The sequence below is a fragment of the Brasilonema sennae CENA114 genome (assembly GCF_006968745.1).
Lineage (GTDB): Bacteria > Cyanobacteriota > Cyanobacteriia > Cyanobacteriales > Nostocaceae > Brasilonema > Brasilonema sennae.
In genome coordinates, this window is sequence record NZ_CP030118.1 from 5616340 (window position 1) to 5642632 (window position 26293).

At 42.5% G+C, this 26293-nt stretch carries 19 protein-coding genes and 1 pseudogene; 16 read left to right on the forward strand and 4 right to left on the reverse strand.

The window, feature by feature from the left end; genetic code table 11:
- Nucleotides 1-553: 553 nt before the first annotated feature.
- Nucleotides 554-1234 carry a hypothetical protein gene (locus tag DP114_RS23550; protein WP_171977270.1) on the reverse strand — a complete coding sequence of 227 codons (681 nt, stop codon included), beginning with the start codon at nucleotides 1232-1234 and terminating at the stop codon, nucleotides 554-556.
- 477 nt (nucleotides 1235-1711) lie between these two features.
- Between DP114_RS23550 and DP114_RS23555 the strand changes: the two genes are divergently transcribed.
- The 3 genes from DP114_RS23555 to DP114_RS23565 all read left to right on the forward strand — a co-directional run bounded on the left by DP114_RS23555 (nucleotide 1712) and on the right by DP114_RS23565 (nucleotide 4561).
- A complete protein-coding gene (locus tag DP114_RS23555; RefSeq protein WP_169268743.1) occupies nucleotides 1712-2236 on the forward strand; it encodes a peptidoglycan-binding domain-containing protein in 525 nt (174 codons plus the stop codon).
- Between the two features lie 363 nt (nucleotides 2237-2599).
- Entirely contained in the window at nucleotides 2600-3118 is a 519-nt protein-coding gene (locus DP114_RS23560) for a hypothetical protein (protein ID WP_169268744.1), read from the forward strand.
- 270 nt (nucleotides 3119-3388) lie between these two features.
- A complete protein-coding gene (locus tag DP114_RS23565; protein ID WP_171977271.1) occupies nucleotides 3389-4561 on the forward strand; it encodes a phosphoserine transaminase in 1173 nt (390 codons plus the stop codon).
- A gap of 11 nt (nucleotides 4562-4572) precedes the next feature.
- On the opposite strand, the gene DP114_RS23570 is transcribed toward DP114_RS23565, so the two are convergent.
- Entirely contained in the window at nucleotides 4573-5028 is a 456-nt protein-coding gene (locus DP114_RS23570) for a GFA family protein (RefSeq protein WP_169268746.1), read from the reverse strand.
- A gap of 515 nt (nucleotides 5029-5543) precedes the next feature.
- Here DP114_RS23570 and DP114_RS23575 point away from each other — a divergent pair.
- The gene (locus DP114_RS23575; protein WP_246162706.1) at nucleotides 5544-6713 is read left to right on the forward strand and encodes an RNA-guided endonuclease InsQ/TnpB family protein; all 1170 of its coding nucleotides are present in this window, start codon (nucleotides 5544-5546) and stop codon (nucleotides 6711-6713) included.
- A 164-nt stretch (nucleotides 6714-6877) separates the two neighbouring features.
- Here the strand turns inward: DP114_RS23575 and DP114_RS23580 are convergent, their stop codons facing one another.
- Entirely contained in the window at nucleotides 6878-7321 is a 444-nt protein-coding gene (locus DP114_RS23580) for a DMT family transporter (protein ID WP_169267999.1), read from the reverse strand.
- 780 nt (nucleotides 7322-8101) lie between these two features.
- Between DP114_RS23580 and DP114_RS23585 the strand changes: the two genes are divergently transcribed.
- The gene (locus tag DP114_RS23585) at nucleotides 8102-8404 is read left to right on the forward strand and encodes a hypothetical protein (RefSeq protein WP_169268000.1); all 303 of its coding nucleotides are present in this window, start codon (nucleotides 8102-8104) and stop codon (nucleotides 8402-8404) included.
- A 970-nt stretch (nucleotides 8405-9374) separates the two neighbouring features.
- Here the strand turns inward: DP114_RS23585 and purH are convergent.
- Entirely contained in the window at nucleotides 9375-10919 is a 1545-nt protein-coding gene (gene purH, locus DP114_RS23590) for a bifunctional phosphoribosylaminoimidazolecarboxamide formyltransferase/IMP cyclohydrolase (RefSeq protein WP_169268001.1), read from the reverse strand.
- A gap of 336 nt (nucleotides 10920-11255) precedes the next feature.
- Between purH and DP114_RS23595 the strand changes: the two genes are divergently transcribed.
- The 11 genes and pseudogenes from DP114_RS23595 (at nucleotide 11256) to DP114_RS23645 (ending at nucleotide 26280) form a co-directional block, all read left to right on the forward strand.
- Nucleotides 11256-11480, forward strand: coding sequence for a DUF433 domain-containing protein (locus tag DP114_RS23595; RefSeq protein ID WP_169268002.1), 225 nt, complete (start codon nucleotides 11256-11258; stop codon nucleotides 11478-11480).
- Nucleotides 11477-11809: a DUF5615 family PIN-like protein gene (locus DP114_RS23600; protein ID WP_171977272.1), complete on the forward strand. Its 333-nt coding sequence runs from the start codon at nucleotides 11477-11479 to the stop codon at nucleotides 11807-11809. Before DP114_RS23595 ends, DP114_RS23600 begins: the two co-directional genes overlap by 4 nt.
- A 264-nt stretch (nucleotides 11810-12073) precedes the next feature.
- Nucleotides 12074-12706, forward strand: coding sequence for an alpha/beta hydrolase (locus DP114_RS23605; protein WP_171977273.1), 633 nt, complete (start codon nucleotides 12074-12076; stop codon nucleotides 12704-12706).
- Between the two features lie 179 nt (nucleotides 12707-12885).
- A complete protein-coding gene (isiD, locus tag DP114_RS23610; protein WP_048867923.1) occupies nucleotides 12886-13098 on the forward strand; it encodes a protein IsiD in 213 nt (70 codons plus the stop codon).
- Complete coding sequence (gene coaBC / locus DP114_RS23615) at nucleotides 13099-14301, forward strand: bifunctional phosphopantothenoylcysteine decarboxylase/phosphopantothenate--cysteine ligase CoaBC (protein ID WP_171977274.1); 1203 nt, start codon at nucleotides 13099-13101, stop codon at nucleotides 14299-14301.
- A gap of 954 nt (nucleotides 14302-15255) precedes the next feature.
- A complete protein-coding gene (locus tag DP114_RS23620; RefSeq protein ID WP_171977275.1) occupies nucleotides 15256-16971 on the forward strand; it encodes a diflavin flavoprotein in 1716 nt (571 codons plus the stop codon).
- Nucleotides 16972-17216: 245 nt separating this feature from the next.
- Nucleotides 17217-18929, forward strand: a complete 1713-nt coding sequence (locus DP114_RS23625; protein WP_169268007.1) for a diflavin flavoprotein — start codon at nucleotides 17217-17219, stop codon at nucleotides 18927-18929.
- A gap of 499 nt (nucleotides 18930-19428) precedes the next feature.
- Nucleotides 19429-21021 (forward strand): coiled-coil domain-containing protein, encoded by a 1593-nt coding sequence (locus tag DP114_RS23630; protein ID WP_172195273.1) that lies wholly within the window; start codon nucleotides 19429-19431, stop codon nucleotides 21019-21021.
- Between the two features lie 506 nt (nucleotides 21022-21527).
- Nucleotides 21528-22460, forward strand: a pseudogene (locus tag DP114_RS23635) (tetratricopeptide repeat protein); the annotation flags it as partial.
- A 284-nt stretch (nucleotides 22461-22744) separates the two neighbouring features.
- The gene (locus DP114_RS23640) at nucleotides 22745-23146 is read left to right on the forward strand and encodes a hypothetical protein (protein WP_169268009.1); all 402 of its coding nucleotides are present in this window, start codon (nucleotides 22745-22747) and stop codon (nucleotides 23144-23146) included.
- A 392-nt stretch (nucleotides 23147-23538) separates the two neighbouring features.
- The gene (locus DP114_RS23645) at nucleotides 23539-26280 is read left to right on the forward strand and encodes a two-partner secretion domain-containing protein (RefSeq protein WP_246162709.1); all 2742 of its coding nucleotides are present in this window, start codon (nucleotides 23539-23541) and stop codon (nucleotides 26278-26280) included.
- Nucleotides 26281-26293: the final 13 nt, after the last annotated feature.

The following is a 26293-nucleotide window of genomic DNA, read 5'->3' on the forward strand; positions in this document are numbered from 1 at the left end:
GGCGTGCGCTCTGCGCACACCCGATAGCCGTAAGGCGTGGCGTTAGCCATAGGGTGAACGAACTCGTAGGGGAAGGGAACGCTTAACGCTTAACAGGAAAGAAGAAATAAAGGTGTACCTAGCTTCGTCAAAACTCAAATAGGAATTCTATAGTAAAAACAGAGTATAGAACTGCCTCAATTAGAAATCTTGACAAATTGGCTTTTGTTAAGTAGTCAACCTAATTAAACGTGAAATGTCATTATGTAAGCGCAAGCGCACGAATCGAGCGTAAGCGCAAGCGCACGCATGATTGCGAACGCGTAAGCGTGTCCCTTTGGGACTTACAAAGCAGCGTCTCCGTAGGAGATACAAAGCAGCGTGTCGCTATTAAGAAGAGCAGGGACGATGCTGCAAAGGAGGTGCGAAGCGATCGCCTAAAACCAAGATCCCCAACTTCTGACAGAAATCGGGGATGTTGTTTGGTGCATGACTATTGAGGCGATAGCTTCTCTAGGAGACGCTGCTTTGAACGCGCTCTGCATAGCGAAAAATCGCCATCTTCCAGGACAATTTAGTTTACCTTTTTTTCCACAACTGTCAGCCGCCCTTCTTTATAAGCTTGTCGTAGCGCTACAGCTTCAGCCACAATATGCTGTGCACTCAACCCTTCGTTATCTATCATCTTTTGTAAAGTCGTCCCAGTTAGCTCATCAGTTTCGTGAATTGGTGGAATTTGGCAGTACCTCCCGCCATTCTTCGTGCGCCGCCAAATACTTGGTTTTTCAGGTTTGTCTTCTTTAGGAGTGCGCGGTTCTCTCATCAAAGAGCGTACAGCTTCTTGGGTAATTGCAGTTAAGTCTAAAAGCCTATCTATAATTTGTTTGTACTTATTGCTATTCTGTGCTAGCCGATATACAGTGCTTGGTTCTATTTGTGCTAACTCTTGAGGCGAGAACTTTTGAAATGCTGCTGCAATCTTGAGATATTTTTTTTCTTCACCCTTCCAACCATAATCGACCAGTAATCTTCTATACTCTCTAACAGAGCGCTTCTGTTTTTGCTTGGCTAACCAAAAGGCATGACGCAGAATAGTTTCAGTCGCATCAGCAAGCATTTGGAAGGAAATACTATCATCCACAATGCTTTTGAGCACAGTAGCTGCTTCTTCTAAATATTGTTGGTCGAAGTCTGATTTTGCAATTGCTTGTTTGTCATCTGGGATAGCAATTGCATTCTTCAGTGGTGTCATCATGTTACTCAATAATACTGGATTTTTAGAAGTTCATTGTGTCCTACGGACATAAAGACAAGAGTGCGGTACCTTCACAGGAAATTGTCCACATGAAAGCACAGCGCAATTGGCGATTTTCTCATAAGAGCCGTCCCTTTGGAAGCATCGCCAAGACCAAAATTTCTTACTATAGAACAATTGTACTACTAAAAATAAAAGAGTAATCGCCAAAGATACTCATCTTTTGAAAGATCTTATGAAAATTAGATACATCCAAAACTCTGTTGACAGACGGATGTCATACATATCTAGCAATACTCCGCAATCTGCTAGTAGTTAAGTCAAATAACTGAAGTTGGTCGATCCTAGCAAAAAAATATTAATTAACACTACTGGTATCAAAAAACAATATTTTTTCTTTCGACGTAGTTATGTTAGGGAACTTTAACGATTCTGTTATCAGTCCTTAATATATGCTTACATATTTAAAGTGATATTATGGTTCTGTCTATTACACTTCAACTCCCTACAAAGAAACCAACCTTACAATTTGGTGCTTGTGGTTCAATTGTTAAAGATATGCAGAAAGCCTTAAATCGGCGGCTTGCTCAACTAGATACTGTATCAGTGTCTCCTTTGTCAGTTTCTACCGTAGGTTACTTTGATCACCAAACCAGAGATGCTGTGAAATACTTGCAGTGTCTTGCTTTCTTGACAATAGATGGGGTTGTGGGACAACAAACTTGGGCATATTTGTCCAACGGATTTGCTGGCTTGCCAATCCTAAGTTTTGGTAGTAGTGGAACTGTAGTCAAGGCTGTTCAAGAACCCCTACAAGTTGGTGGCTACTACTTTGGTGCCATTGATGGTATTTTTGGAGCAAAAACTGAGGCTGCAGTTTTGGCTTTTCAAGCAGAACATTGTTTAGAAAGCGAAGGTATCGTTGAAGCTTTGACTTGGAATGCGTTAAGCAAGTTAGATAGTCATGGCTCTCGTTGCAGGGTTAACTCATTTCGTGAGTAGTGAAGTTAATCACCTTCTGTTTTTGGTATTTTGAATTCTCCGAAAAATATTTTTTAATTTTTAATTGATATTTTGAATCAGGGCGCAGCAAGAGTCGTGTTATCTGGTGCGCTCTTGTTATTAGGGAACGCTTAACACCCGAACGCTTAACTCTTCATAAGAAAGAATTCAGTCAAAACTCTCTTTTAACTTCCGATTTCCAACTTCTTTAGAGTAGACCTCTCCAAAAATGGCTATGAAACCAATACCCCGCGCTTGCACTAAAAATCATTTTTGGAGAGGTCTAGTAGAAATGTCAGCATTTTATCTGAAAAAGGATGTTGATTCATATATGAATTAACAAGTCCTTTTTTAAAAAAGCTGATGCGAGTTAAAAATTTAGCTTACGGTATAGTACTATCATCTTGCTGGCTAACATCATGGGTTGTATCTTCTTTTGCTGTCAATGACGTTGTATCTTCTAATCAAATCAATACTAAAACGATTACTGTTAACCAAGCCGAGTTTGGGGTTTTAAGAGACGATCGCAACGGTAAAACGTCCTTTGTCCCCACAACAAAAGTGCCACATCAAGAAGGAAATCGTTACGGATGGCGTATTCAGCTTAAGGACAACCAAAATGAAGTGACATGGAAAGAAGTCCTTCGATTACCGAAACTTCCAGAAACTTGGAGTACAAGTAGTGGTGAAAATTTATTAATATCAGCCGATGGCATGGAAGCAGTGACAAAGCGCACACAGTCAGCAAAAAAAGGAGTCATTGAGAACTTTTGGACTGTTGCTTCTGGCGATCCTACTGGTAAACATGCGATCGCAGTCTACATTGATAACCGTCGCGTTGGTTTTTTCGAGTTTGAGGTTGTTTCCCCGAAGAAGAAGTAACAGTTATCTATCATCAGTTCGATTCAGACTCACCTAATTTATTCAACCAGTGTATTAGGTATGATATGCCTGAAACTTAATGAGTCTCAAAGAAAACTTCGGTTGATATTAATCGGTCTCAAAAGAAACTTTTGTTGATTGCGAGCAGGGATCTATATTATATGTAGGAATTCAGAAATTTAGACTGTTGACCTAGGTACAAAGCAAAGCGTAAAGTAGTAGCGAGTTACGACCTTTCACTAGGTCGCATCTATAACTGAAGTACCTTGTATGTCACCACATCTTACTCCTCCAACAACAAAGCCACGAGTTCCTAATTTCTCCTCTGGTCCTTGTGCCAAACGTCCTGGCTGGTCTGTTTCCAAGCTGGAAAATGCTTTCGTAGGTCGCTCTCACCGTTCTGAGGATGGCAGATCTCGCATCAAAGAAGTCATTGAGCGCTCCAAAACAATTCTTGGTGTTCCTGCAGATTATCGCTTGGGCATTGTTCCAGCTTCCGACACAGGCGCAGTGGAAATGGCACTATGGTCGCTGTTAGGAAAGTACCCCCTTGATATCTTGGCGTGGGAAAGCTTTGGTTTGGAATGGGTTAAAGATGTTGTAGACGAACTCAAGTTGCCTAATCTCAACGTTCTCAAGGCAACCTATGGCAGTTTACCAGACCTCAACCAAGTTGACTTTAGTCATGATGTGGTGTTTTTGTGGAATGGCACGACATCAGGTGTTAGGGTTCCTAATGGCGATTGGATCAAAGATGACCGTCAAGGTTTGACCATCTGCGATGCAACTTCTGCCGTTTTCGCGATGGAAGTACCCTGGCATAAGTTAGATGTTGTGACCTACTCTTGGCAAAAGGTGCTGGGAGGAGAAGCGCAGCATGGAGTGATTGCCCTTTCACCCCGCGCTGTTGAACGTTTGGAAAGCTACCAACCTGCTTGGCCGATACCGAAGCTGTTTCGCCTAGCACAAAAAGGTAAGCTTATTGAAGGAATTTTCAAAGGGGACACAATTAACACCCCATCAATGCTGTGTGTAGAAGATGCGCTTGATGGATTACTCTGGGCAGACAGCATTGGTGGACTTCCCGGCTTGATTCGTCGTAGTGAGGCAAATCTGGCGACAATTGCCCGTTGGGTTGAGCAAAGTGATTGGGCGGCTTTCTTAGCAGAGAAGCCAGAAACCCGTTCTTGTACTTCAATTTGCCTCAAGATTGTTGATGATTGGTTTACAAACTTAAGTCCAGAGAAGCAAGCAGAATCCGCTAAAAAAATCGCGAAACTTCTCCAAAAGCAAGAAGTTGCTTTTGATATCGCCTCTTACCGTTCTGCACCGCCAGGAATCAGGATTTGGGGTGGAGCCACAGTAGAAACGACAGATATTGAGGCGTTGCTACCGTGGTTGGATTGGGCATACGCGACTGTTAAACAGGAGTCGGAACAGTGATTTTTATAGTTTCATGAATGCTGTTGTGCCCATTTCTCCCACAAAGGACGCACATCTGCTGGTTGTCCCTCATAATTGAGCATCTGATCGCAAATCATCACCCACGGCTGAGCGCTATTTGTCCAAAGGTTACCCACAGGACGTAACCAACTCGTGTCATCTAGCGTTCCAGCTTTGACGTTGATGGTTTCTCGATTATAAGCCCGCTCATGGAACAATCGTGTTCCGCAGTCACCGCAAAACAGGCAAGTCACCTCACGTCCACTATCAGCTTTACGTTTCCAAGCCTTTGGTTCACCTTGAATAATGACAACAGCATCTCGTGGCACAGTGAGGGACATTCCAAAAGCGCTAGAAGATTGCTTCTGACATTCCTTGCAGTGACACAAATAGAGAGTTAACGGTTCAGCACGGATTTCATAGCGAATTTGTCCACATTGACAGCCGCCGCTATAAGTCGCATTCACAGCTTTTCTCCTCCTTGCTATTCACTGCTGCCTGATTGTACCCAAAGCTGCTCCAATCTTGAAGTTAAAAAATCTATGGTTACTTTTCCGGAATTGGTATTCATCTGGTGGTAGATATTATTAACCTAACTACTTATATCTGAACTTCTTATATTGAGCCAAAGAGGAGATAACTCCACTGCCTATTATTAAGGCCCAGTCGTTATGACTGGGCTTTTGGCTATGGGCTGATGCGATTGGCTTTTCTTCCCTCACGTTGGCTTAATATTCCGCCTTATCTTGGTTTGGCTGTATAAGGTGTGCCTGACAAGCACCGAGATGTTGAGGAACGCAATGAAGGGAAACTTTCACGTTCCGTTTTGAAGACCAGCTTTCTTTGGTGACAACGTTGCTGAGTTTAATCAAATTAAATTAAGTTGCGAGTGGGGAGCCCAGTTTTTGTTGATCTGTCGACACCCACGAGTACTCGTTGTTTGTGGGCTGGCTCTTTTTCCCAGTCATACCCCCGGTGATCAATGCTTTTATCCATCAAAACTAAGTTGAAACTAACCTACGTACAGAAAATAGTAATGAGCAAGCACGCAGGTATAGCGCGCTTCACTTACAACTGGGGTTTGGCTACTTGGAAAAGCTTATATAGCCATGGATTCAAGCCAAATAAGTTTCTTCTCAAAAAGTTTTTCAACAATGAAGTTAAGACTTCGTTGGAGTGGATCAAGGAGAAAGGGATTTGTCAAAAAATCACGCAGTATGCTTTTGATCAACTTGGTGATGCGTACGCTCGATTCTTCAAAGGATTAGGCGGTTTCCCCAGGTTCAAAAAGAAAGGTATTAATGATTCTTTCACAATTGATGCTAGTGGTAAACCCATCCCTGTGGGTGGTGTACGAATCAAACTCCCTACCATCGGATGGGTTAAGACCTATGAAGGACTGCCCCATACAACAACCACTAAATTATCAATATCGCGAGTAGCTGACGACTGGTATATTGCATTTGCATACGAACAAGAATGCAAGCCTACGCCTAAGCCAGTGGATGTTGTTGGAGTGGATTTGGGAATAAAAGAACTAGCTACACTTAGTACTGGCGTTACGTTCCCCAACCCCAAAGCCTACAAAAAGAACATCCAAAAACTGAAGCGATTGTCTAAGTCCTTGGCGCGTAAAATCAAAGGTAGTAACAATCGTCATAAATTAAAGATTAAACTAGCGAGACATCATAACCGGGTAGCAAACATTCGCAAGGACTCGCTTCACAAGGTCACCCATTACTTATGCAAAAACCACGCGCTTGTAGTGGTGGAAGACCTAAATGTTTCCGGTATGATGTCTAATCACAAACTAGCTCAATCCATTGCCGATTGCGGATTTTACGAATTTAAGCGCCAGCTTGAATACAAATGCAAGAAGTTTGGAAGCAAGCTTGTAGTTGCGGATAGATGGTACCCATCATCCAAGACTTGTAGTAATTGCGGCTGCAAGAAAGAAACCCTGTTGTTGAGTGAACGTGTTTATTCATGTGAACATTGTGGACACGTGATAGATAGGGATTTGAATGCCGCAATCAACTTAAGCCACTGCGTTGCCGGTGAGAAGTGCCTTGCGCGGGTTAAGCGCGTTGTGGCAACTTCGGAGGTTCCCAAGGACGGTGCAAGTGGCGTATCGCGCAGGGCTTTGGCGTGACTGCTTTCCGAGGGATAACCGCTCCCATGCTCCCTATGAAGAAAGAAGTAAATGTCTAGACTTGTCTAGGTTTTATATAGCAGAAAACCTATCCGTTTAATTAATTTCCCCAGCGAATGGGTAGGGGAAAATTTCATCCCACAGGACGGACGCCGGTCCAGCTCCTAAAAGCGCGAGATCAGCGTGACGCCAACGATCAGCATAAACGTACCCACGCCGCGCATCAAGTTGAAGGAGTGCGGCTCAACGTGCAACAGGCCGAAGTGGTCAATGGCGAGGGACATAATGATCGCGGCGCTGACGTTGAGCGCGGTGTAAGTGCCCGTACCGACCTCGCTGACTAGCTTCAGCCCGGCATACACGGCTACCGCGCCGACTAACCCAGCCAAGGGTGCCCACCAAGGCATTAGCTGGATGTCTCGCAAGGATGGCAGCGGCTTTGGAACAACGGCGACGGCGCAAATGAAAAAGGCGACGATGAGACTGAAAGAAACCAGTGAGGCGAGCCACGGGTTTTTCAACGAGCGATAAAGCTGCGCGTTCATAGCTGAGCCGCAGGCCTGGAGCAGACCCCCGACGATGATGAACAGGTAAATGCCGATTTTCATGTGGATGTAATGGTAACACTATTGACTGCTACGAAAATAGCCGCTTTCTTGAGCAAATTTCTGTGGTTCAGTACGTTCATTGACTTCTCCATCAAATTCACTTTCTCTATCTAGCTTGTGCAAAAATCATGCCAATCAGTATGGACAAGCGCCAGGTAGGTAAAGGCAACAACGCTGTAGACACGTTCGACGAGATCGCACTCAGGAGTCGCCTCAGAAAAAGGCTGTTTATTCTGGAATAAAAAACACATCACTATTTGCCCACGCTTATTACTCTTTCTTTTTACGTAGCATTATGCTAAAAATAAGTTATATTAAATACTTTACTATACTGAGGAGTGTTCCAGTTTTTAATGTCACTTTCTTACATACATTTATTTATTTATGAACGATTTATCTTGTTAGCTGCAAGATATCAGCCTCCCATCGCTGTTCACGCCCTTGTTCTCACTTCTTGAGGCTTGGTGCAAGATGTGAACTTTGCAAGGAGGATGAGGCGACTGATACAACCAAAACTGATTCAGTGGCGATTGAGTGTATGCCTACAGGACACTTTGCGCTAAGCCCAAAGCGTGCCAAGCGCAACTCCTAACACTGAATAAAGAGGTAAAAATGTCCCAATAGCTTGTATAGCAGTCCTTTGGAAAAAGATACAATCAATTAACGCAAGAAAGCTTAAAGCTTTCAAGGAATTTGAAAAAGAGAAGCAACACCAGACACCAATCCGAAGGTTGCTTCTCAAGTTTCCGTAAAACCCATTAGAAATGGATTTCCACAACTATGGTAAACCAAATTGTAGACATTGTAGATACTCTGAGTTACCCAGAGTTAGCCGGACTTCTCACGGCTTGTGGGTATGCTATTCGAGAGCAAACGGAACTTTCTAGGGCTTTGCTTGAACTTAGTTTTGAAATTTCCAAACTGCATGATAAAGAAGGCTTTTTTAATTCCGAATATCAGGATGTAGTGAACGATATAGATTTGGCACTATTAGCTGGTTTGTGTGCTGTCAAATTGACTCAAATGGCTACAGTAATTGAGGAAATCAATCGAAGATATCAGGAAATATTTGTAAATTCATGAGGATGAGAATTCGTATCAAATGCAGTAAATAAACTGAGGTTGTGAAAAGCTAAAGTTTTGTAACCAAAACAAATCTACTCATTGATCCCAAGTTTCTAGAAACTTATCAAACCGAAATAATAAAATCAGTGAACAGCTATGGTAGCTGTTCACTGATTTCAAATACCGTCCAAGATTGTCCAACTTGTCAATGAACGGCATAGTAAAGGATGTTTTTCACAAGAAAGAATTCAGGACTCACGAGCCAGAATTCAGCTTGGGAAATTCTTTCGACTGGCGGATAAATAAGCGGCTTTAAGTCCTCCACGCTTATCTTTGATGAGCGTGGTCAACAATTAGTGGCGGATCAGAATCCCTTACTGATTGAAGCTTCGACACAACGACCACGCTCAGTGCATCGCTTCGCTCAGCTTCAAGTGTAAGCGTAGCCGAACCGTTAATTCTGACTCCTAAATTCTAACTTCTAAATTCTTCTTCAATTTTGAATTGCTTAGCACTGCCTTACAGAGCTTAAAGATGCACAAGAAGCTCACCCGTACCGACTTATAAAAACGAGAGCTTGATCACACCTATAAGATAAAAAAGATAACAAAAAGCACTCAGGAGTGTTACCGTGTTTCCATCCCAAATGCTTTTTGTTTACACTTGCTCCTCACACACACTCCTAGAAAATAACATTGACTTTATCAAAGAGCAAGTAACCTAGGTGACACTTTGAAAACTGATCCTTCTGTGTTGAATTTAGCAAAGCAAAAAGCGCTTGAACGTCTGGCCGTGTTTCGACTTCAAGCGCTTTTTGTTTTCAACTTACTCCTCACACCATATAAACAATATCACAGGTTAAATGAGATCACAATTCTAAAGGGTGACACTTCAGCAACTGCTCTACTGTCTTAAGACATAGAGTTGGGATTTTTTCTATGTCTTATGACTTACTTCAAATTATACATCCCTCTTCGGAAAGATATTTTTAATGTAGAAAGTGACGGATACCCGTGAACACCATAACTAAACCCAGTTCATTAGCAGCGAGTATGGAATCTTGATCCCGCATACTTCCCCCTGGTTGGACAATTGCCTTAATTCCGGCTGCGGCTGCTGTTTTGACTGAATCATCAAAGGGGAAGAATCCATCACTGGCGAGAATTGCTGCTTTGGCTTTTTCCCCAGCTTGTTCTAAGGCAATTTTAACTGAGCCAACACGGTTCATTTGACCTGCACCCACACCCAAAGTCGTGCGATCGCCACTCACAAGAATCGCATTAGACTTAACGTGCTTGCAAACTTTCCAAGCAAACAGCAATTCTTCTAACTCATCATCACTTGGTTTCTTTTCGGTGACGATTTGCCATGTACTGGTGTTGGCTACCGCGTCATCTGAAGCTTGCAGCAGGAAACCACCTGCAATAACTTTTACAGTTTCTTTCGGTCCACAACTCAAATCTGGTAAAATTAAGACTCGCACTTTTGATTTAGCAGCCAGAATCTCTTGTGCTTCGGCATCACAACTTGGTGCAACCACGCATTCTAAAAACGTCTTTGTTAACTCAGTAGCAGTTCCAGCATCAATCGGACGGTTTAGTGCAACAATTCCACCAAAAGCAGAAACAGAGTCCGCGTTGAATGCTTTTTGGTAAGCTTCTTGAATGCTTTGTCCCAAGGCGACACCACAGGGATTCGTATGTTTGATAATTGTTGCTGCGGGTGTATCGGTGAATTCAGAAATAATCCGCCGTGCGGCTTCTAAATCAACCAAGTTATTGTAACTGAGTTCTTTGCCTTGAAGTTTAGTAGCAGCTGCCCATCCAGTTGAAGTCGTACCAGTTTCATACCAGGCGGCACTTTGATGAGGATTTTCGCCGTAACGGAGAGATTGTAGTTGTTTGCCTTTAAGGGTGTAGTGTTGAGGTGATTCCGCCTCTTTGCTAAGGTTCTGACTCAGGTATGCGGCGATCGCCTGATCATAGCTAGACGTATGCAAAAATCCCTTTAAGGCACACTTTTTCCGAAACTCTAGAGATGGTTCACCATTTGAGCGGTGCATTTCCTGTAAATATTCTTCATACTGCGCTGGATCACATAAAACTGTCAGATGAGGAAAGTTTTTTGATGCTCCCCTCAGCATAGCAGGACCACCAATATCAATTTGCTCGATTGCCTCAGGTAAAGTCACACCTTGTTTTGCGATAGTTTCTTCAAAAGGATAAAGATTCACCACAACCAAATCAATCGGGCGAATTTGGTTATTTGCCAAATCTGCTATGTCTTCGGGTACATCTCGCCGTGCTAAAATCCCGCCATGTATCCGAGGATGTAGAGTTTTGACTCGACCACCTAGGATTTCTGGAGAACCTGTGTAATCAGCAACTTTTGTGACTGGTAGCCCTGCATCTTTCAGTGCTTTGGCTGTTCCTCCACTGCTAATGAATTCAAAGTCAAATTCTTTTACTAACCTACGGGCAAGGTCAATCAATCCTGTTTTGTTAGATACACTCAGCAGTGCTAGACGCGCCATATTTCCTGGGTTCCCTTTGGTGTAAATACAGTTAGTGCAGATGTCTATTGTATAAACCGCAAGGGCACATAGACACAAAGCGGCTGAACACAAAGCATTGGATAGTCGCTATATCGATATCATCAGAGCTATTATTAAAAGTTGGTCATCTTCAGAATAGTTCAACAGCAAGCCCACCATAAAAGGTGGTACTGTTCTGATTTATGACATTTTGTAACCTTAGGCAAATGTATTAGCGACGCAAACAAGCTTTAGCGGTGTACGATGTTCGTGATTGGGAAACAAAACTTCTCAATATGATGGATGTAAGCGAATATTTTTACCAAGTGTCACGTTATGGATTACCAAGACATCATTACAATTGAGCCTGGAAAGCGCAGTGGCAAGCCGTGTATTCGGCGAATGCGAATCACCGTGTACGACATCTTGGAATATCTGGCAGGTGGGATGACCGAAGCAGAAATTTTGGAAGATTTTTCTGAACTCACCTCAGAAGATATCAAAGCTTGTCTTGCTTTTGCAGCTGATCGTGAGAGAAAGTTATTTGTGGCATCCCTGTGAAACTGCTATTGGATGAAAACCTATCAGATCGAATCATTCACAGGATTGTCGATTTGTATCCTAATTCTGAGCATGTCAAAACTTTAGGACTGACAAATACTGATGATACAGTTATCTGGGAACATGCAAAGGCGAATGATTTTGTGATTGTTTCCAAAGATTCTGACTTCCATCAGCGCAGTTTACTTTATGGTCATCCACCCAAGTTTATTTATCTTCGTATTGGTAACAGTCCAACATCGAAGATTCTTCAAATATTGAGAGATAATTTTCATACGATCACTCAATTTAAAAGTAGCGAAACGGAAAGTATTTTGGTGTTAATGTAGTGTGGAACCGCCGCATAACAACCCCCACACCCGAGCCTCGAAGGTTATTTGTGAGTGTCTGAGGTTACTTGCGGCTATGTTGGTAGAGATGCAAAGGTTGTCTACCGCCGCTCAATTGTGCCCTTATGCCAGTGGAGTCCTTAGTATTGCTGATGCAAAAATTTTTATCTTGTCATTGCATACTTTTTATGCTTGACTGTCCTTTGTCCCTCGTCATCTGTAATGACTAAGGACTAATGACCAATGATCAATAACTAATAACTAATGACTAACACTCTAGAATTTATCAGCGTACCTCCAAAAACGGGGCAACCACCAAAGGGTTTAATTGTCACTTTACATGGTTGGGGTGCCAATGCTGAAGATGTGGCGTCTTTATCGCGGTTTTTTAATTTACCAGATTATCAGTTTCTGTTTCCGAATGCACCTTTTCCTCATCCTAATTCCTCTGTTGGGAGAGCGTGGTATGACCTTCGGATGGAAAATATGTATCAAGGGTTAGTAGAAAGTAGGCAGCAACTAACAGATTGGTTGCAATCTTTAGAAAAGAGCACTGGTGTGCCTTTGTCGCGGACAATTTTGAGCGGATTTTCTCAAGGCGGGGCTATGACTTTAGACGTAGGATTAAAGTTACCCCTAGCTGGTTTAATTTCTTTAAGTGGTTATTTACATCAAGATGTAAAAAGTGTGAAAACACAAAATGTGGCGTCTCTACCACCTGTTATGATTATGCATGGAAGACAAGATACAGTTGTGCCATTACAAGCTGCTGTTTCAGCACGAAAATTTCTTGAATCTCTCGGGGCTGCTGTAGAATACTATGAATTTGACATGGGTCATGAAATCCGACCAGAAATGCTAGAGTTGTTACGAAATTTTGTTATTGTCAATGCATAAAGACTCTTAATTTGTCTTTACTTAATTTGGGTTAGCAAAATTTTACGAATTATCTGATAAATCTGTAAAATTTTCACGAAATTATTCCTCGCAAGTGAGTAATATATATTGGGTGGCTGCGTCAAGCGCAACTCAACCCATGCTGGATGCAAATGCTGCTAATGGGAGGGGCAAGCACTATGAAAACTCTAAGCATTTCTAAAAGAGAAATTGCTACCATCACTCCACAAGAGGTGGAAGTGTTAGCGACACGTCTGGAGCAGGATAATTACAGTAATGCTTTTGAGGGTTTGAATGATTGGCATTTACTACGAGCGATCGCCTTTTCGCGTCCAGAGTTAGTTGAATCATACATTCACCTTTTAGATTTAGAACCCTACGATGAGGCGTAGATGTTTCAGAATAAACGGGTTCTGATTGCAATAGGCGGCGGTATCGCCGCCTATAAAATTTGTGAGGTTGTTTCCACTTTGTTTAAAATTGGAGTGGAAATAAAAGTAATTCTCACTAATTCAGCACAAAAATTTATTACGCCTCTGACTCTAGCAACACTTTCCCGTCATCCAGCTTATACAGATGAAAATTTTTGGCAATCAACTCACTTTCGTCCATTACATATTGATTTAGGTGAGTGGGCAGATTTAATTGTAATTGCACCTCTAACAGCAAACACATTAGCAAAGTTAGCTTATGGTATGGCTGACAATTTGCTCACAAATACTGTTTTGGCTTCAACTTGTCCCGTATTGCTAGCGCCAGCAATGAATACTGATATGTGGGAACAGCAGGTGGTGCAACGTAATTGGGAACAATTATTGACAGATAATCGATTTCATGGAATGTGTACAGGGTCGGGGTTGTTGGCGTGCGATCGCGTTGGTGCTGGTAGAATGGCAGAACCCCCAGAGATTATTACTTATGTTCAATCCTTGTTACACACCACAGGGAAGCGAGATTTGTTAGGTAAGCGCGTGTTGATTAGTGCAGGGGGAACACGAGAGTATCTTGATCCAGTACGGTTTATTGGCAATCCTTCCACAGGAAAAATGGGGTTAGCTTTAGCACAAGCAGCACTGCACCGAGGAGCAAGCGTGACATTGGTACATGCTCCGGCGAGTTGGGATGTACCATTAGGAGTGCAAGCAATTCCTGTTGTGAGTGCTGACCAAATGCGAGCAAGTATGGTGGAGTACTTACCAAGCGCAGATATAATTGTCATGTCCGCAGCAGTGGCGGATGTCAAGCCACGGGAGTACAGTCAACACAAGTTGCCAAAAAAATCACTTCCTCAAGCTTTACCTTTGGAACCAGTACCAGATATTGTTGGAGAATTGGCACGTCTCAAACAATCACATCAACAATTAATTGGCTTTGCAGCACAGACAGGAGATATTGTCACACCAGCACTAGAGAAATTGCACAGTAAAAATCTGGATGCGATTATTGCTAACCCTATCGATGAACCGGATAGCGGTTTTGGAAGTGATCATAATCGAGCCATATTTTTGGATCAGCAAGGACAAAGAATAGAAATTCCTCCTTGTTCCAAATTAGAAATGGCTCATCGTATTTTTGATTTTTTGGAAAATAAATAACCAAAGGAACTGACAAGTCAATGCCTGCGCTTTGGCTTAAAAAACTCAGTATATCTTTATTGCTTTTTCCCTGTTAAGGGTTCCCTGTTAAGCGCCCTGACGAGTTGTTCACCAGAACAAACCAGATTCGTATATAGCAATCCCATATGAGTTGTGATATCATGTCCGCTTAATTACTTACAATTTTTGACAAGATGATTAATATTATTCAAAATCTCATTAATATGCTTACCAAAAATGTACCTCGTACCCTCTGAACCAAAGAACCAGAGAAAATTCAAAAACTGGTTGAAGCTGGTTACTTTTTAAATATTACCAATAGAGGACAAGCTATTTTTCAGATTAATCCAATTAAAAAAGCTCAGAGATGATACGTCTAAATCCGCTTGTCAATAGTGTTTGAGACGCGCTTACCCTGCTATAGCAGTCCTAAATCATTCATAAAATTCTCTATTTCTTTTCTTGGCGCTCTTGGCACGCCAGGTGCAACAAGCGCGGCTCGCCGCCCAACGCACTGGCTCGTCTTGGCGGTATGTCCTCCGGATACGCTGCGCGAACGATAATTTTTACAACTCAAATAGGATTGCTATATATATCTTCAATTTATGCGCAACGCGTAGGCACTTTCACACAAATCAAATACGATTGCTATATTAAACACAACGGTTGCAAAATCTATGCTTCTTGTTACAAACTAGTTAACACGAAGTTAATTCTGATAACAATTTGTCATAAAAGTAATGGATTAAAATGAAAATTTGATTGATAGAATTGTAGTATTTTTTAAAAGAGTCTCAATAACAATTTATAAGTAAAAAAAAACGCCTGTAAAGAGTAATTTTAACTACATCTTGACTTTTAAAAAAAATAAAATATGTAACAACTTTACAAAAATATTTATGAGCAAAATAGAAGCAGAAACTAAGACTGATAATTTGTGCCCGGAGGCGACGAATGGTAGCGCTCGCAGAGAACGTCCAAAAACGGCTAACTGTACAAACTGTTGAAATAGCCCCTAATACAACGGCGATTCGCTGTCTTGATTGGGACCGCGATCGCTTTGATATAGAATTCGGTTTGCAAAACGGTACGACATACAACTCATATCTGATCAAAGGTGAGCGGGTAGTTCTTATTGACACTGCTCACACCAAGTTTCGCGACCTTTATTTAAATACGCTCAAAAGCCTGATCAACCCGAAGGCGATTGATTACATTATTGTCAGCCACACAGAACCAGACCACAGTGGCTTAGTGGAAGATGTTCTCCAGTTAGCTCCTAGAGCGACTGTTTTAGCGTCAAAAGTTGCACTCCAGTTTCTGGAAAACCTGGTACACGACCCGTTTTCTAAGCGGATTGTCAAGAGTGGCGATCGCGTAGATCTTGGTCTTGGACATGAAATCGAATTCGTGAGTGCACCTAACCTACACTGGCCCGATACAATATTTAGCTTCGACCACAAAACCGAAACCCTGTATACTTGCGATGCCTTTGGCATGCATTATTGCAGCGATGATACCTTTGACATCAACCTAGATGCAATTGAACCTGACTTCAAATTTTACTACGACTGCTTGATGGGTCCCAACGCCCGTTCCCTCGTGAATGCCATGAATAAAATGGGTGACCTTGGGAAAATTAAAATCATCGCCAATGGACACGGACCCCTACTTTACCACCATCTTGATATTCTTAGGGAATGTTACCAAACTTGGAGTCATAGACAAGTTCAGGCACAAACAATAGTCGGCTTATATTATGTCTCCGACTACGGACACAGTCAGGAACTTGCCCACGAAATTGCTGAAGGGTTGCAGAAAACTGGGCTTGGCGTCGAAGTGATGGATCTTACCACCGCTGAAATCCAAGAAATTCAAGAACTCGCAGCTCGCTCAGCTGGCATTCTTATCGGTATGCCTCCAAGTGCTAACGTTGCAGCTCATGCTGCTATCAGTTCGCTCTTAGGCGTCGTCAAGAAGCAAGTCGTTGGACTGTTTGAGTGCTACGGCGGAGATGATGAACCTATTGATCCACTTCGCAGAAAATTTCTCGACCTTGGTATTAAGGAAGCTTTCCCAGCAATCCGCATCAAACAAACTCCCAGCACAGCTACTCACCAAGTGTGTAGAGAAGCAGGTATAGACTTAGGACAATTGCTTGTTCGCGAACGTAACATCAAGCAAATCAAGTCTATCGACGCCAACTTAGAAAAAGCACTCGGTCGGATTAGCAACGGACTCTACATTATCACAACCCAAAAGAATGATGTTCAAGGGGCAATGCTAGCTTCCTGGGTGGCTCAAGCCAGCTTGCAACCTTTAGGATTTACAGTTGCGATCGCCAAAGATCGTGCCATAGATTCTTTGATGCAAGTGGGTGATAAGTTCGTCCTTAACGTTTTGGAAGAAGGAAATTATCAAGAATTAAAGAAACACTTCCTCAAGCGTTTAGTTCCTGGTGGTGACAGATTTGCTGGCGTCAAAACCCAAACAGCCAAAAATGGTTCCCCCATTCTCACAGACGCTCTTGCCTACATGGAATGTGAAATTGTCAGCAGCATCGAATGCAGCGACCACTGGCTGTTATATTGTACAGTTGCTGACGGTAAAGTCTCCAAACCAGAGGGACTCACAGCTGTTCGCCATCGCAAGGTAGGCACTTACTACTAATTAAGCTGGGGAGATTGGGAGAGAATATCATCCCATCACCCCATTGCCCCCCCACTCGCTGCACTCAAATTCAAAATTATCAATTCAAAATTCAAAATTAAGAATTCTTTTTTTTGAACTTTGAATTTTGTTCGCGTAGCGTGCCCGAAGGGCATACTTTGAATTCCTCCGTTCGCGCAAGCGTGCCGTTAGGCATAGGAGGTCCCCTCATCCCCCTATCTCAGAATCTCCCTCACTCGACAACTATGAATAATCCCAATCCCCGCGACGTACAAGTTCTACCAATCGCTACAAACACGACAGTACTAAGGGCACGTAGTTGGACACGTCTACGGTTTGAAATTGAATACGCACTAGCAAAAGGTACCACCTCGAATTGCTATTTAATAGAGGGTGATAAAACTGCAATTATTGACCCACCCCCAGAAACTTTCACACAAATTTTTCTAGACGCATTACAGCAGTCTCTTGAACTGAAACACTTAAATTACGTTATTCTAGGTCACTTTAATCCTAACCGAATCGCAACTCTTAAAGCTCTGTTAGAACTAGCACCACAACTGACTTTTGTTTGTTCGCTTCCTAGTGCTGCCAATTTGAGTGCAACTTTCCCCAATCACAAATTGAACATCATGACGATGCGGGGGAAAGAAACTCTGGATTTAGGTAAGGGTCATGTTTTGCGCTGTCTCCCCATTCCCAGCCCTCGTTGGCCTGGAGGTCTTTGTACTTATGACCAGCAAACTCAGATACTGTACACTAATAAGCTATTTGGTGCTCATATCTGTGGTGAAGAAGTCTTTGATGAAGATTGGGGCATTTTAAAAGAAGACCAGCGCTACTATTTTGATTGCTTGATGGCTCCTCATGCAACTCATGTACAAGCAGCCCTAGAGAAAATATCAGAACTACAAATCAGAATGTTGGGTACCCTTCACGGTCCTTTGGTACGCTATGGCCTAGTGGAACTTACCCAAGCCTATCAGCAATGGAGCCATTCTCAAACTGCTCGCGAAATTACCGTTGCTTTACTTTATGCTTCGGCGTATGGAAATACAGCAACTTTGGCGCAGGCGATCGCCCTTGGTTTAACAAAAGGAGGAGTCGCTGTAGAATCCATCAACTGTGAGTTTGCTTCACCTGAAGAGATTCGTGCAGCTTTTGACAAAGCTGAGGGCTTTATCATCGGTTCTCCTACCATTGGTGGTAACGCACCAACTCCCATTCACACTGCTTTAGGTACTGTGCTAGCCAGCGGTGACAATAGCAAGCTTGCTGGGATATTTGGTTCTTATGGATGGAGTGGCGAAGCTTTCGACTTCATTGAAGGTAAACTCCGTGATGCGGGATATCGGTTTGGGTTTGAAACTATGAAAGTCAAGTTTAAACCCTCAGATGTCCTGCTTAAACAGTGTGAAGAAACAGGTACAGACTTTGCCCAAGCCCTGAGAAAAGCCAAAAAAGTGCGTATGACTCAAACTGCAGCGACTCCTGTTGAACAAGCTGTTGGTCGGATTGTAGGATCAATTTGCGTTGTGACAGCAAAGCTTGGAGAAGTTTCTACTGGAATGATGGGGTCTTGGATTTCTCAAGCCACCTTTAACCCACCAGGTATTACTGTTGCTATCGCCAAAGAACGGGCAATTGAATCCCTGATGTATCCTGGCGGTAAATTTGTCTTGAATGTTTTACCTGAAGGTCATCAGCAAGAATACATGAAACACTTCCGCAAATCTTTTGCGCCTGGAGAAGACAGATTTGCAAATTTCTCCACAAAAGTTGCTGATAACGGCTGCATTGTTCTCACTGATTCCTCAGCATATCTTGAATGTTCTGTCAACAAACGCATGGAATGCGGTGATCATTGGGTTGTGTATGCAACTGTCGATAATGGTAAACTACTTAAAGCCGATGCAGTGACAGCCGTTCACCATCGCAAAGCAGGCAATCATTATTAGACTTTGAGCAAAACTACACCCCTAGTTCCTGACGCACAAACAATGTGCTATATATAATTATTGGGGCAGTTTTAGTAGTATAACTACTGAGACTGCCTTATAACTGTGAAATGCTGAGCTAAATTTTCCGTATTTACCTCAAGGACAATTGAATACATATTGGTAAACGTTATATCAGGGAAGCATGTTAGTATTTATTGATACTAGTTACTGTGCACTCTGTCTTTTGTATTGTCCTTTTTGTATGACTCAAGAAAACAGCAACATTAAATTTCCTCTTTGGGAGTATCTAAACCAACCCGTATTCAGTCACAAAACTATATTAAGTCCTCGTCGCTTTGCGCACCGACACAGAGTGCAACTTTTAAAAAGGTGTTTGGCTAAAGTTTGTGAGGCAAAAGAATCACAATAAAATTAGATAACGTAGATAAGTTCAGGAACTAAGCTAAATTAGTATTGTGCTGCTTCAAAAACTAACCAACGGATATAGATCATCTTTATGAAGAGCAAGAATCAACCCATCTTCGCCTTATTGTTGAGAAGCGGTATAGTCTTCTCACCCATTCTACTGTCCGTTGGTTTTGCCACTGCCCAACAAACACCTTCTTCGCCACAGCCTCCGGGACTTTCCACTCCGTACCAGCAAGAACTACCGCGACTGACAGAAGAACATCGCGTCTATCTTCGCGATACTATCTTGCTCAACGTCTGGCTAGCCATGCTGACTCTTGTTCCAGTCACAGTCATTGCTGCTTTATTCCTGCTGCGACGGGTTGCTATCCGTGAAATAGTTGATAAAGCAATCTCACGGCTACATGGACTCGAAGAGTTAGAAAAACAGCTAGTGAGTGTTAAGCAAGAAGCACAAAAACTCATCCAAGAAACGAGAAATATTACTTCTAACCTAGATAAAGAAGTAGAAGCACTTCAACAAACAATCACAACTGAACAAGAAACTTTATCTAGAATCCCATCTCAAATATTTAACATCCAAGAGCAACTAACATCAGAATTAGAAACAGCCATCAACAATTCTAAACAAAACGTCAAAACTTTAGAATATGAATTTTCGGCTCAAGTTTCTGAGTTAGAATTGCAAACCCAACAGCAAAGAAATACAACTGTTGAAAATTTAAGAACATGGGAAGTAGAAGTTGCATCTCAACTGTCTGAATTACAAGGCGAGGTTCAACAACAAAAGAATATCGCACTGGGAAATATCGAACAGTCCCGGTTTGAGTTTGCAACTCAACTCTCTGGATTAGAGTTTGGTGCTCAACAGCAAAAGAACAAGATTTTTGATGATTTGGATCAATTACAGTCAGAAGTTGTATCTCGACTGTCTGCATTACAAGAGAGTGTTCAGCAACAAAAAGATATTGTACTCGGGAATATAGAAGAATCGAATTCTGAGTTGACATCTCACATGTCAGAATTCCAATCAAATGCAGAAGTTCAAAAACACAACCTGCTCGAAAGCTTGGAGCAATTACGCTTAGAATTTAGCTCACAACTGTCTAGATTACAGAACCAAGTTCAACAACGAGGGGATATCGCACTAGGAAATATCGAACAATCGAGTTCCGAGTGGACAGAGAAAATGTCGGGATTGCAATCGGATGCAGAAGAGCAAAAAGACAATCTGACGGAAAGCTTGGAGCAATTGCGCTTAGAATTTAGCTCACAACTGTCTGCATTACAAGAAAGTGTTCAACAACGAAAGGATGTTGTACTCGGGAATATAGAAGAATCGAATTCCGAGTTGACAGAGAGAATGTCGGGATTGCAATGGGATGCAGAAGTTGAAAAACACAACCTCACAGAAAGCTTGGAGCAATTGCGCTTAGAATTTAGCTCACAACTGTCTAAATTACAGAACCAAGTTCAACAACAAAAAAATATTGTACTCGGGAATATAGAAGAATCGAATTCCGAGTGGACAGAGAAAATGTCGGGGTTACAATCGGATGCAGAAGTTAAAAAACACAACTTGCTCGAAAGCTTGGAGCAATTGCGCTTAGAATTTAGCTCACAACTGTCTAAATTACAGAAACAGTTCAACAACAAAAAAATATTGTACTCGGGAATATAGAAGAATCGAATTCCGAGTTGACAGAGAAAATGTCGGGATTGCAATCGGATGCAGAACAGCAAAAAGACAATCTGACCGAAAGCTTGGAGCAATTGCGCTTAGAATTTAGCTCACAACTGTCTAAATTACAGAACCAAGTTCAACAACAAAAAAATATTGTACTCGGGAATATAGAAGAATCGAATTCCGAGTTGACAGAGAAAATGTCGGGATTGCAATCGGATGCAGAACAGCAAAAGTACAAAATTATCCAAAGTTTAGAGCAATTACGCTTAGAATTTGCTTCTTTCCTGTCGAAACTGCAAGTGGATGCTCAACAACGCAAAGAAACAGTAGTAGAGAATTTAGAGAAATCTGGCGGTGAGTTTGCATCTAAGTTTTCAGAATTACAGTTGAATGCTCAACAAAGAAAAAATACTATTCTTGAGAAGCTGGGAGAATTAGAAGCAGAATTTGTATCTCAACTTTCGGAATTGCAGAAGGATGCTCAACAAAGAAAAAAAATCATGCTTGAGCAACTATCTGTGGTTACACCTCCTCCCTCTGTCGCCGAATCTGCAACTGCGAAAGTGGAGGAAAAAGTACAGGAGGTACCACTTGTAGTCATATCTCCTCCCTCAGTCGCCGAATCTGCGACTCGCAAACCAGAGAAAAAAAGACAGCAAGTACCACAACAACCAGAGGTGAGAGAAGATACTCAGACTCAACAAGAGTCAAAAGTTGATGATATTCTCAAACAAGCAAATCTTCTTTTCTCCCAAAGACGCTACGAAGATGCACTTGCTATTTACAACCAAGCAGTGGAAATTCAGCCAAAAGACGCTGTTGCTTGGTTGAACAGAGGTATGGCTTTAGGGAGGTTGAAACAGTACAAAGATGCGATCGCTTCCTACGAACAAGCTTTGAAAATCAACCCAGAGTACCATCAAGCCTGGGTTGATCTTGGTGTAGCATTGGGATACTTACAAAAACACAAGCAAGCTTTTATTGCTTTCAAGAAAGCAACGCAAATTAAGCCGGATGATGGTGTCGCATGGTTCAACAGAGCTCTTGCTTTGCAAGAATTGGAACGATATGAAGAAGCGATCGCTTGTTTTGACAAAGCCATCAAACTAAAGCCTGAGTCTTACAAAGCTTGGAATAACCAAGGTTACGCCTTAGTAAGGCTCGGACAAGATGACGAAGCAATTGAATGTTTCAACAAAGCCCTGGAAATAAAACCAGACTACGCCAACGCTTATTATAACAAAGCTGCCTGTTACGCACTGCAAAGAGAGGTTAAGTTGGCTTTAGAAAATCTGCAACGGGCAGTTGAGATTAATCCTGATTATAAGGAAGAAGCGGCAACTGACATAGATTTTGATGAAATTGCTGGAGATAAGCGTTTTCAGGAGTTTGTGACTGGAATTTCAGCAGGAAACCCAACAGTAGCAGGTTGAAATGCAGGCTCATGGTTATTAGCATGGAAAAAATGGAGTGGATGTGAAGCAGCTGATCGAATTTCATTGATTTTGGCTGAATCAAAACTAAAAATCTTGAGAGGTTTGGATTAACAGACGTCGCGCCCTTTGTATAATAGAACTCTTGCAAAAGTCATTTTTGCGCATTGTTGGGTAAAGGGGTGCATGTTAAAGGTTAAAGGGTTTTTATTTTCCCTTTCCCTTTCCCCCTTAACCTTTTCCCCGACAACTGCCACGAAGTCTAATGAGTTAGAAAACGAAAGATGATTGTTGAGCCAGAATTTGATAAAGAAACCTTTTTTGAAGCAGGCAGTCACGAAGATTTGTCTAAATTATTACGTGCTTGTGCTTATGCTCTTGAAAAAAAGATTTCACTTTATAATGCAATAGAAAAAATAGGAGTGAAATTTCAAATTCTCATGTGTTCTATCGTCAAAGATGAACAACTCAACAATGAAGGCAAAATAGAAGAAGCTGAAGAGAAATTTTGTGAGAATTACGAGTTACAACATTTCATAGAGGATATTCCATACGGTGTTAGGCTGGCGTTTCTTGCAGCTGAATGCACAGCGAATTTAATTCGCTATGTAAGTATTTCTGAAAACGAAGAAAGTCGAATTTTGTATGAAAAGATAAAAAATAGTTTAGAAGAAGGGAACGTTTGAGCAAGCGCTAACCACAACGATAATATCCCATCCCCTTTATAAGGCTACGGTGTACACACATCTCGCTCAAAACCTCACCCTCGCTTTTAGCTGCGCTAAAATCTTTCCCTCTCCTTAGTAAGGAGAGGGATGCCCGACAGGGCAGGGTGAGGTTCCGAGGAAATTTCGAGTCATGCGATGACTTGTGTGTACACCGTAGCTTTATAAGGGCAGGGGGGATCGAGGTTTCGGCTTTTCAGTGCGTAAGTCCTAACTTTGTCACAAAATATTACAAATAAGGACTATGAGCCTAAAAACCTGATATTAGTACTACCGAGCCATAATTTGACTAATTTTCAAGTATTTTTCCCAATCCCAGATTCAAAACTCATAAAATATTGAGGATAAAACTGGTGCGTCACCCACTATTTTTCTTTGCCTTGCCCCTAGCTACCCTAGCAAGCTTTAGCTACCTCACCATCGCCAAAGCACAAATCACTCCTGATAACAGTCTCGGTGCAGAAAATTCTGTTGTTACTCCTAATGTCCAAATTAACGGCACCCCTAGCGACAGGATTGATGGAGGGGCGACTCGTGGGGCTAACCTGTTCCACAGTTTTCAGCAATTTAATATAAATGCAGGTAGAGGAGCTTATTTTTCTAATCCCGCAGGAATTGCAAACATACTCACCAGAGTGACTGGGGGTAATATCTCGAACATTCAGGGTGTCTTGGGTGTGTTGGGCAATGCGAATCTGTTCTTAATCAACCCCAATGGAATTATCTTTGGACCAAATGCCCGCTTGGATATGGGTGGTTCATTTTTGGGAAGTACGGCAAATAGTCTGATATTTAAGAATGGGTTTGAGTTTAGTGCAACTAATCCCCAAGCACCGCCATTGTTAACTATAACTGCTCCGGTTGGGTTGAGCTATCGGGAAAATTTCAAAAATATTACCAATCAGTCGAGGGCTGTTGATAATAGTAATACTCCTGTTGGTCTTACTGTTCCAGAAGGTAATTTTTTAACACTAGTAGGTGGTAATGTCAACTTAGATGGTGGAAGATTGACAGCACTCGGAGGACGGGTTGAGTTAGGAGGATTATCTGCTGCTGGGACGGTGGGACTCAATAGTGATGGTAGCTTGAGTTTTCCTGTGGGAGTGCAAAGAGGTGATGTATCGCTGACGAATGAGGCGAGGGTTGATGTTACCTCAGGCGGGGGCGGTAGTATTGGAGTTAATGCTCGCAATTTAGATATTTCCGGAGGAAGTATCCTGCAGGGTGGAATAGCGGAAGGCTTGGGGACGGTTGGTAGTCAAGCGGGAGATATTACGCTCAATGCCACAGGAGATATAAAAGTTGTAGGGAGCGGTGATGTAGGGAGCGGTGTTTTCAATAATGTGCAATCGAACGCAACGGGCAATGGTGGCAACATCAATATTACAGCTGGCTCCTTCTCTTTAAGCGATGGTGCTCAAGTATTAGCCAGAAATGATGGTGGACGAGGAGACGCAGGTAAAGTGACAATTAATGCCAGCGATACCGTTACCGTAAAAGCATTGCAGGGAAATCAGCAACCGACTATCGCCAGTGATGTCACAGGTGGGGGAGTCGGCAATGGCAATGACATCAACATCAAAGCACGTTCAGTTGTGCTTGATAATGATGCGATTATTGCTGCCAGCATCCTTAATGGTAAGGGAGACAATGGCGAACCATTACAAGCTGGTAATGTGAATATTATAGCTGCCAATCAGGTTTTCCTCAACAATCGAAGTCGTGTCTACAGTGAGGTTGGTTCAAACTCAGTCGGTAATGGCGGAATCATAAACATTACAGCACCCTCTGTATCACTTGACAATAACGCATCTTTGATTACCCGAATTCAAGGAGGAGGACAAGGTCGGGCAGGTGACATAAAGATTACTACAGGAACACTGTCAGTCAAAGGTGGCGCTGGAATATTCGCCTACACTTCTGGACAAGGAAATGCAGGCAATGTGTCGATACAAGCGTCCGCTGCTGTTGAGCTTGTCAATAATGCGTACATCTTCAGCACTGTGGAAGCAGGAGGTGTGGGCAATGGTGGCGATATCGACATCAAGGCAGCAACACTGTCTCTCAAAGATGGCGCTCAACTGCTAACCGCAGTTCGTCAAGCATCTGGCACTCAGCCTGCTGGAAGGGGGAATGCAGGCAATGTGACTGTTGATGTCACAGGACCAGTGACAATTGCTGGGATAAAAAACCGATTGAGTGGGATTTTCAGCTCGGTGGACACGGGGGCGACGGGCGATGCGGGGAACATTACAATTTCCTCTGGCTCCTTCTCTTTAAGCGATGGTGCTCAAATCACTGCAAGCAGTGCTGGCAATGGTGCTGCTGGCGACATAGAAGTTTTAGCTCGCTCTATTCGTCTGGATAATAACTCAATTATCAAAGCTGACACTGTAAAAGGGCAAGGAAATATCACTCTACGCGCTCGCGATTATGTGCTATTGCGTCGTGGTAGTAACATAACGACCAATGCCAGAGGAGAAAACGTTATTGGCGGGAACATCAATATTAATAGTGGTGTCCTGGTTGGCTTTGACAATAGCGACATCACTGCTAACTCTACTGATTCGCGTGGCGGTAATGTTAAAATCAATAGCCAAGGTATTTTTGGCTTTCAGTCTCGCAATCCTGCTTCCCCAAATACAAGCGACATCACCGCCAGAGGTGCAAGACCTGAGTTAAGTGGTAATGTGCAAATTAATGTAGTTGATAGTAACCCCACCCAAGGGTTATTTGAATTGACAAAAACTGTCATTGACCCCGCACAGCAGGTTGCTCAAAATCCCTGTATAAAAGGTTTTGGTAGCACTTTCACCATCACCGGACGCGGCGGACTGCCAACTGATCCAAATAAAGTCCTCAGTAGTGACAATGTGCGTGTTGATTTGATAAAACCTGTCCCCAGTACGGTAAGTTCAACAAGTGCAACACAAAAGCAGCCATCTCAAAAGCCACCAGTCAAACAGATAATACCTGCACAGGGTTGGATATTTAACGAAAAAGGTGAGGTGGTGCTGGTCGCTTATGATCCAACTAAGACTGGCCCACAGCGGCAGCAGCCTGCGCCTACTAGTAGTTGTGCTGCAGTGAAATAAGATATGTAGGTTA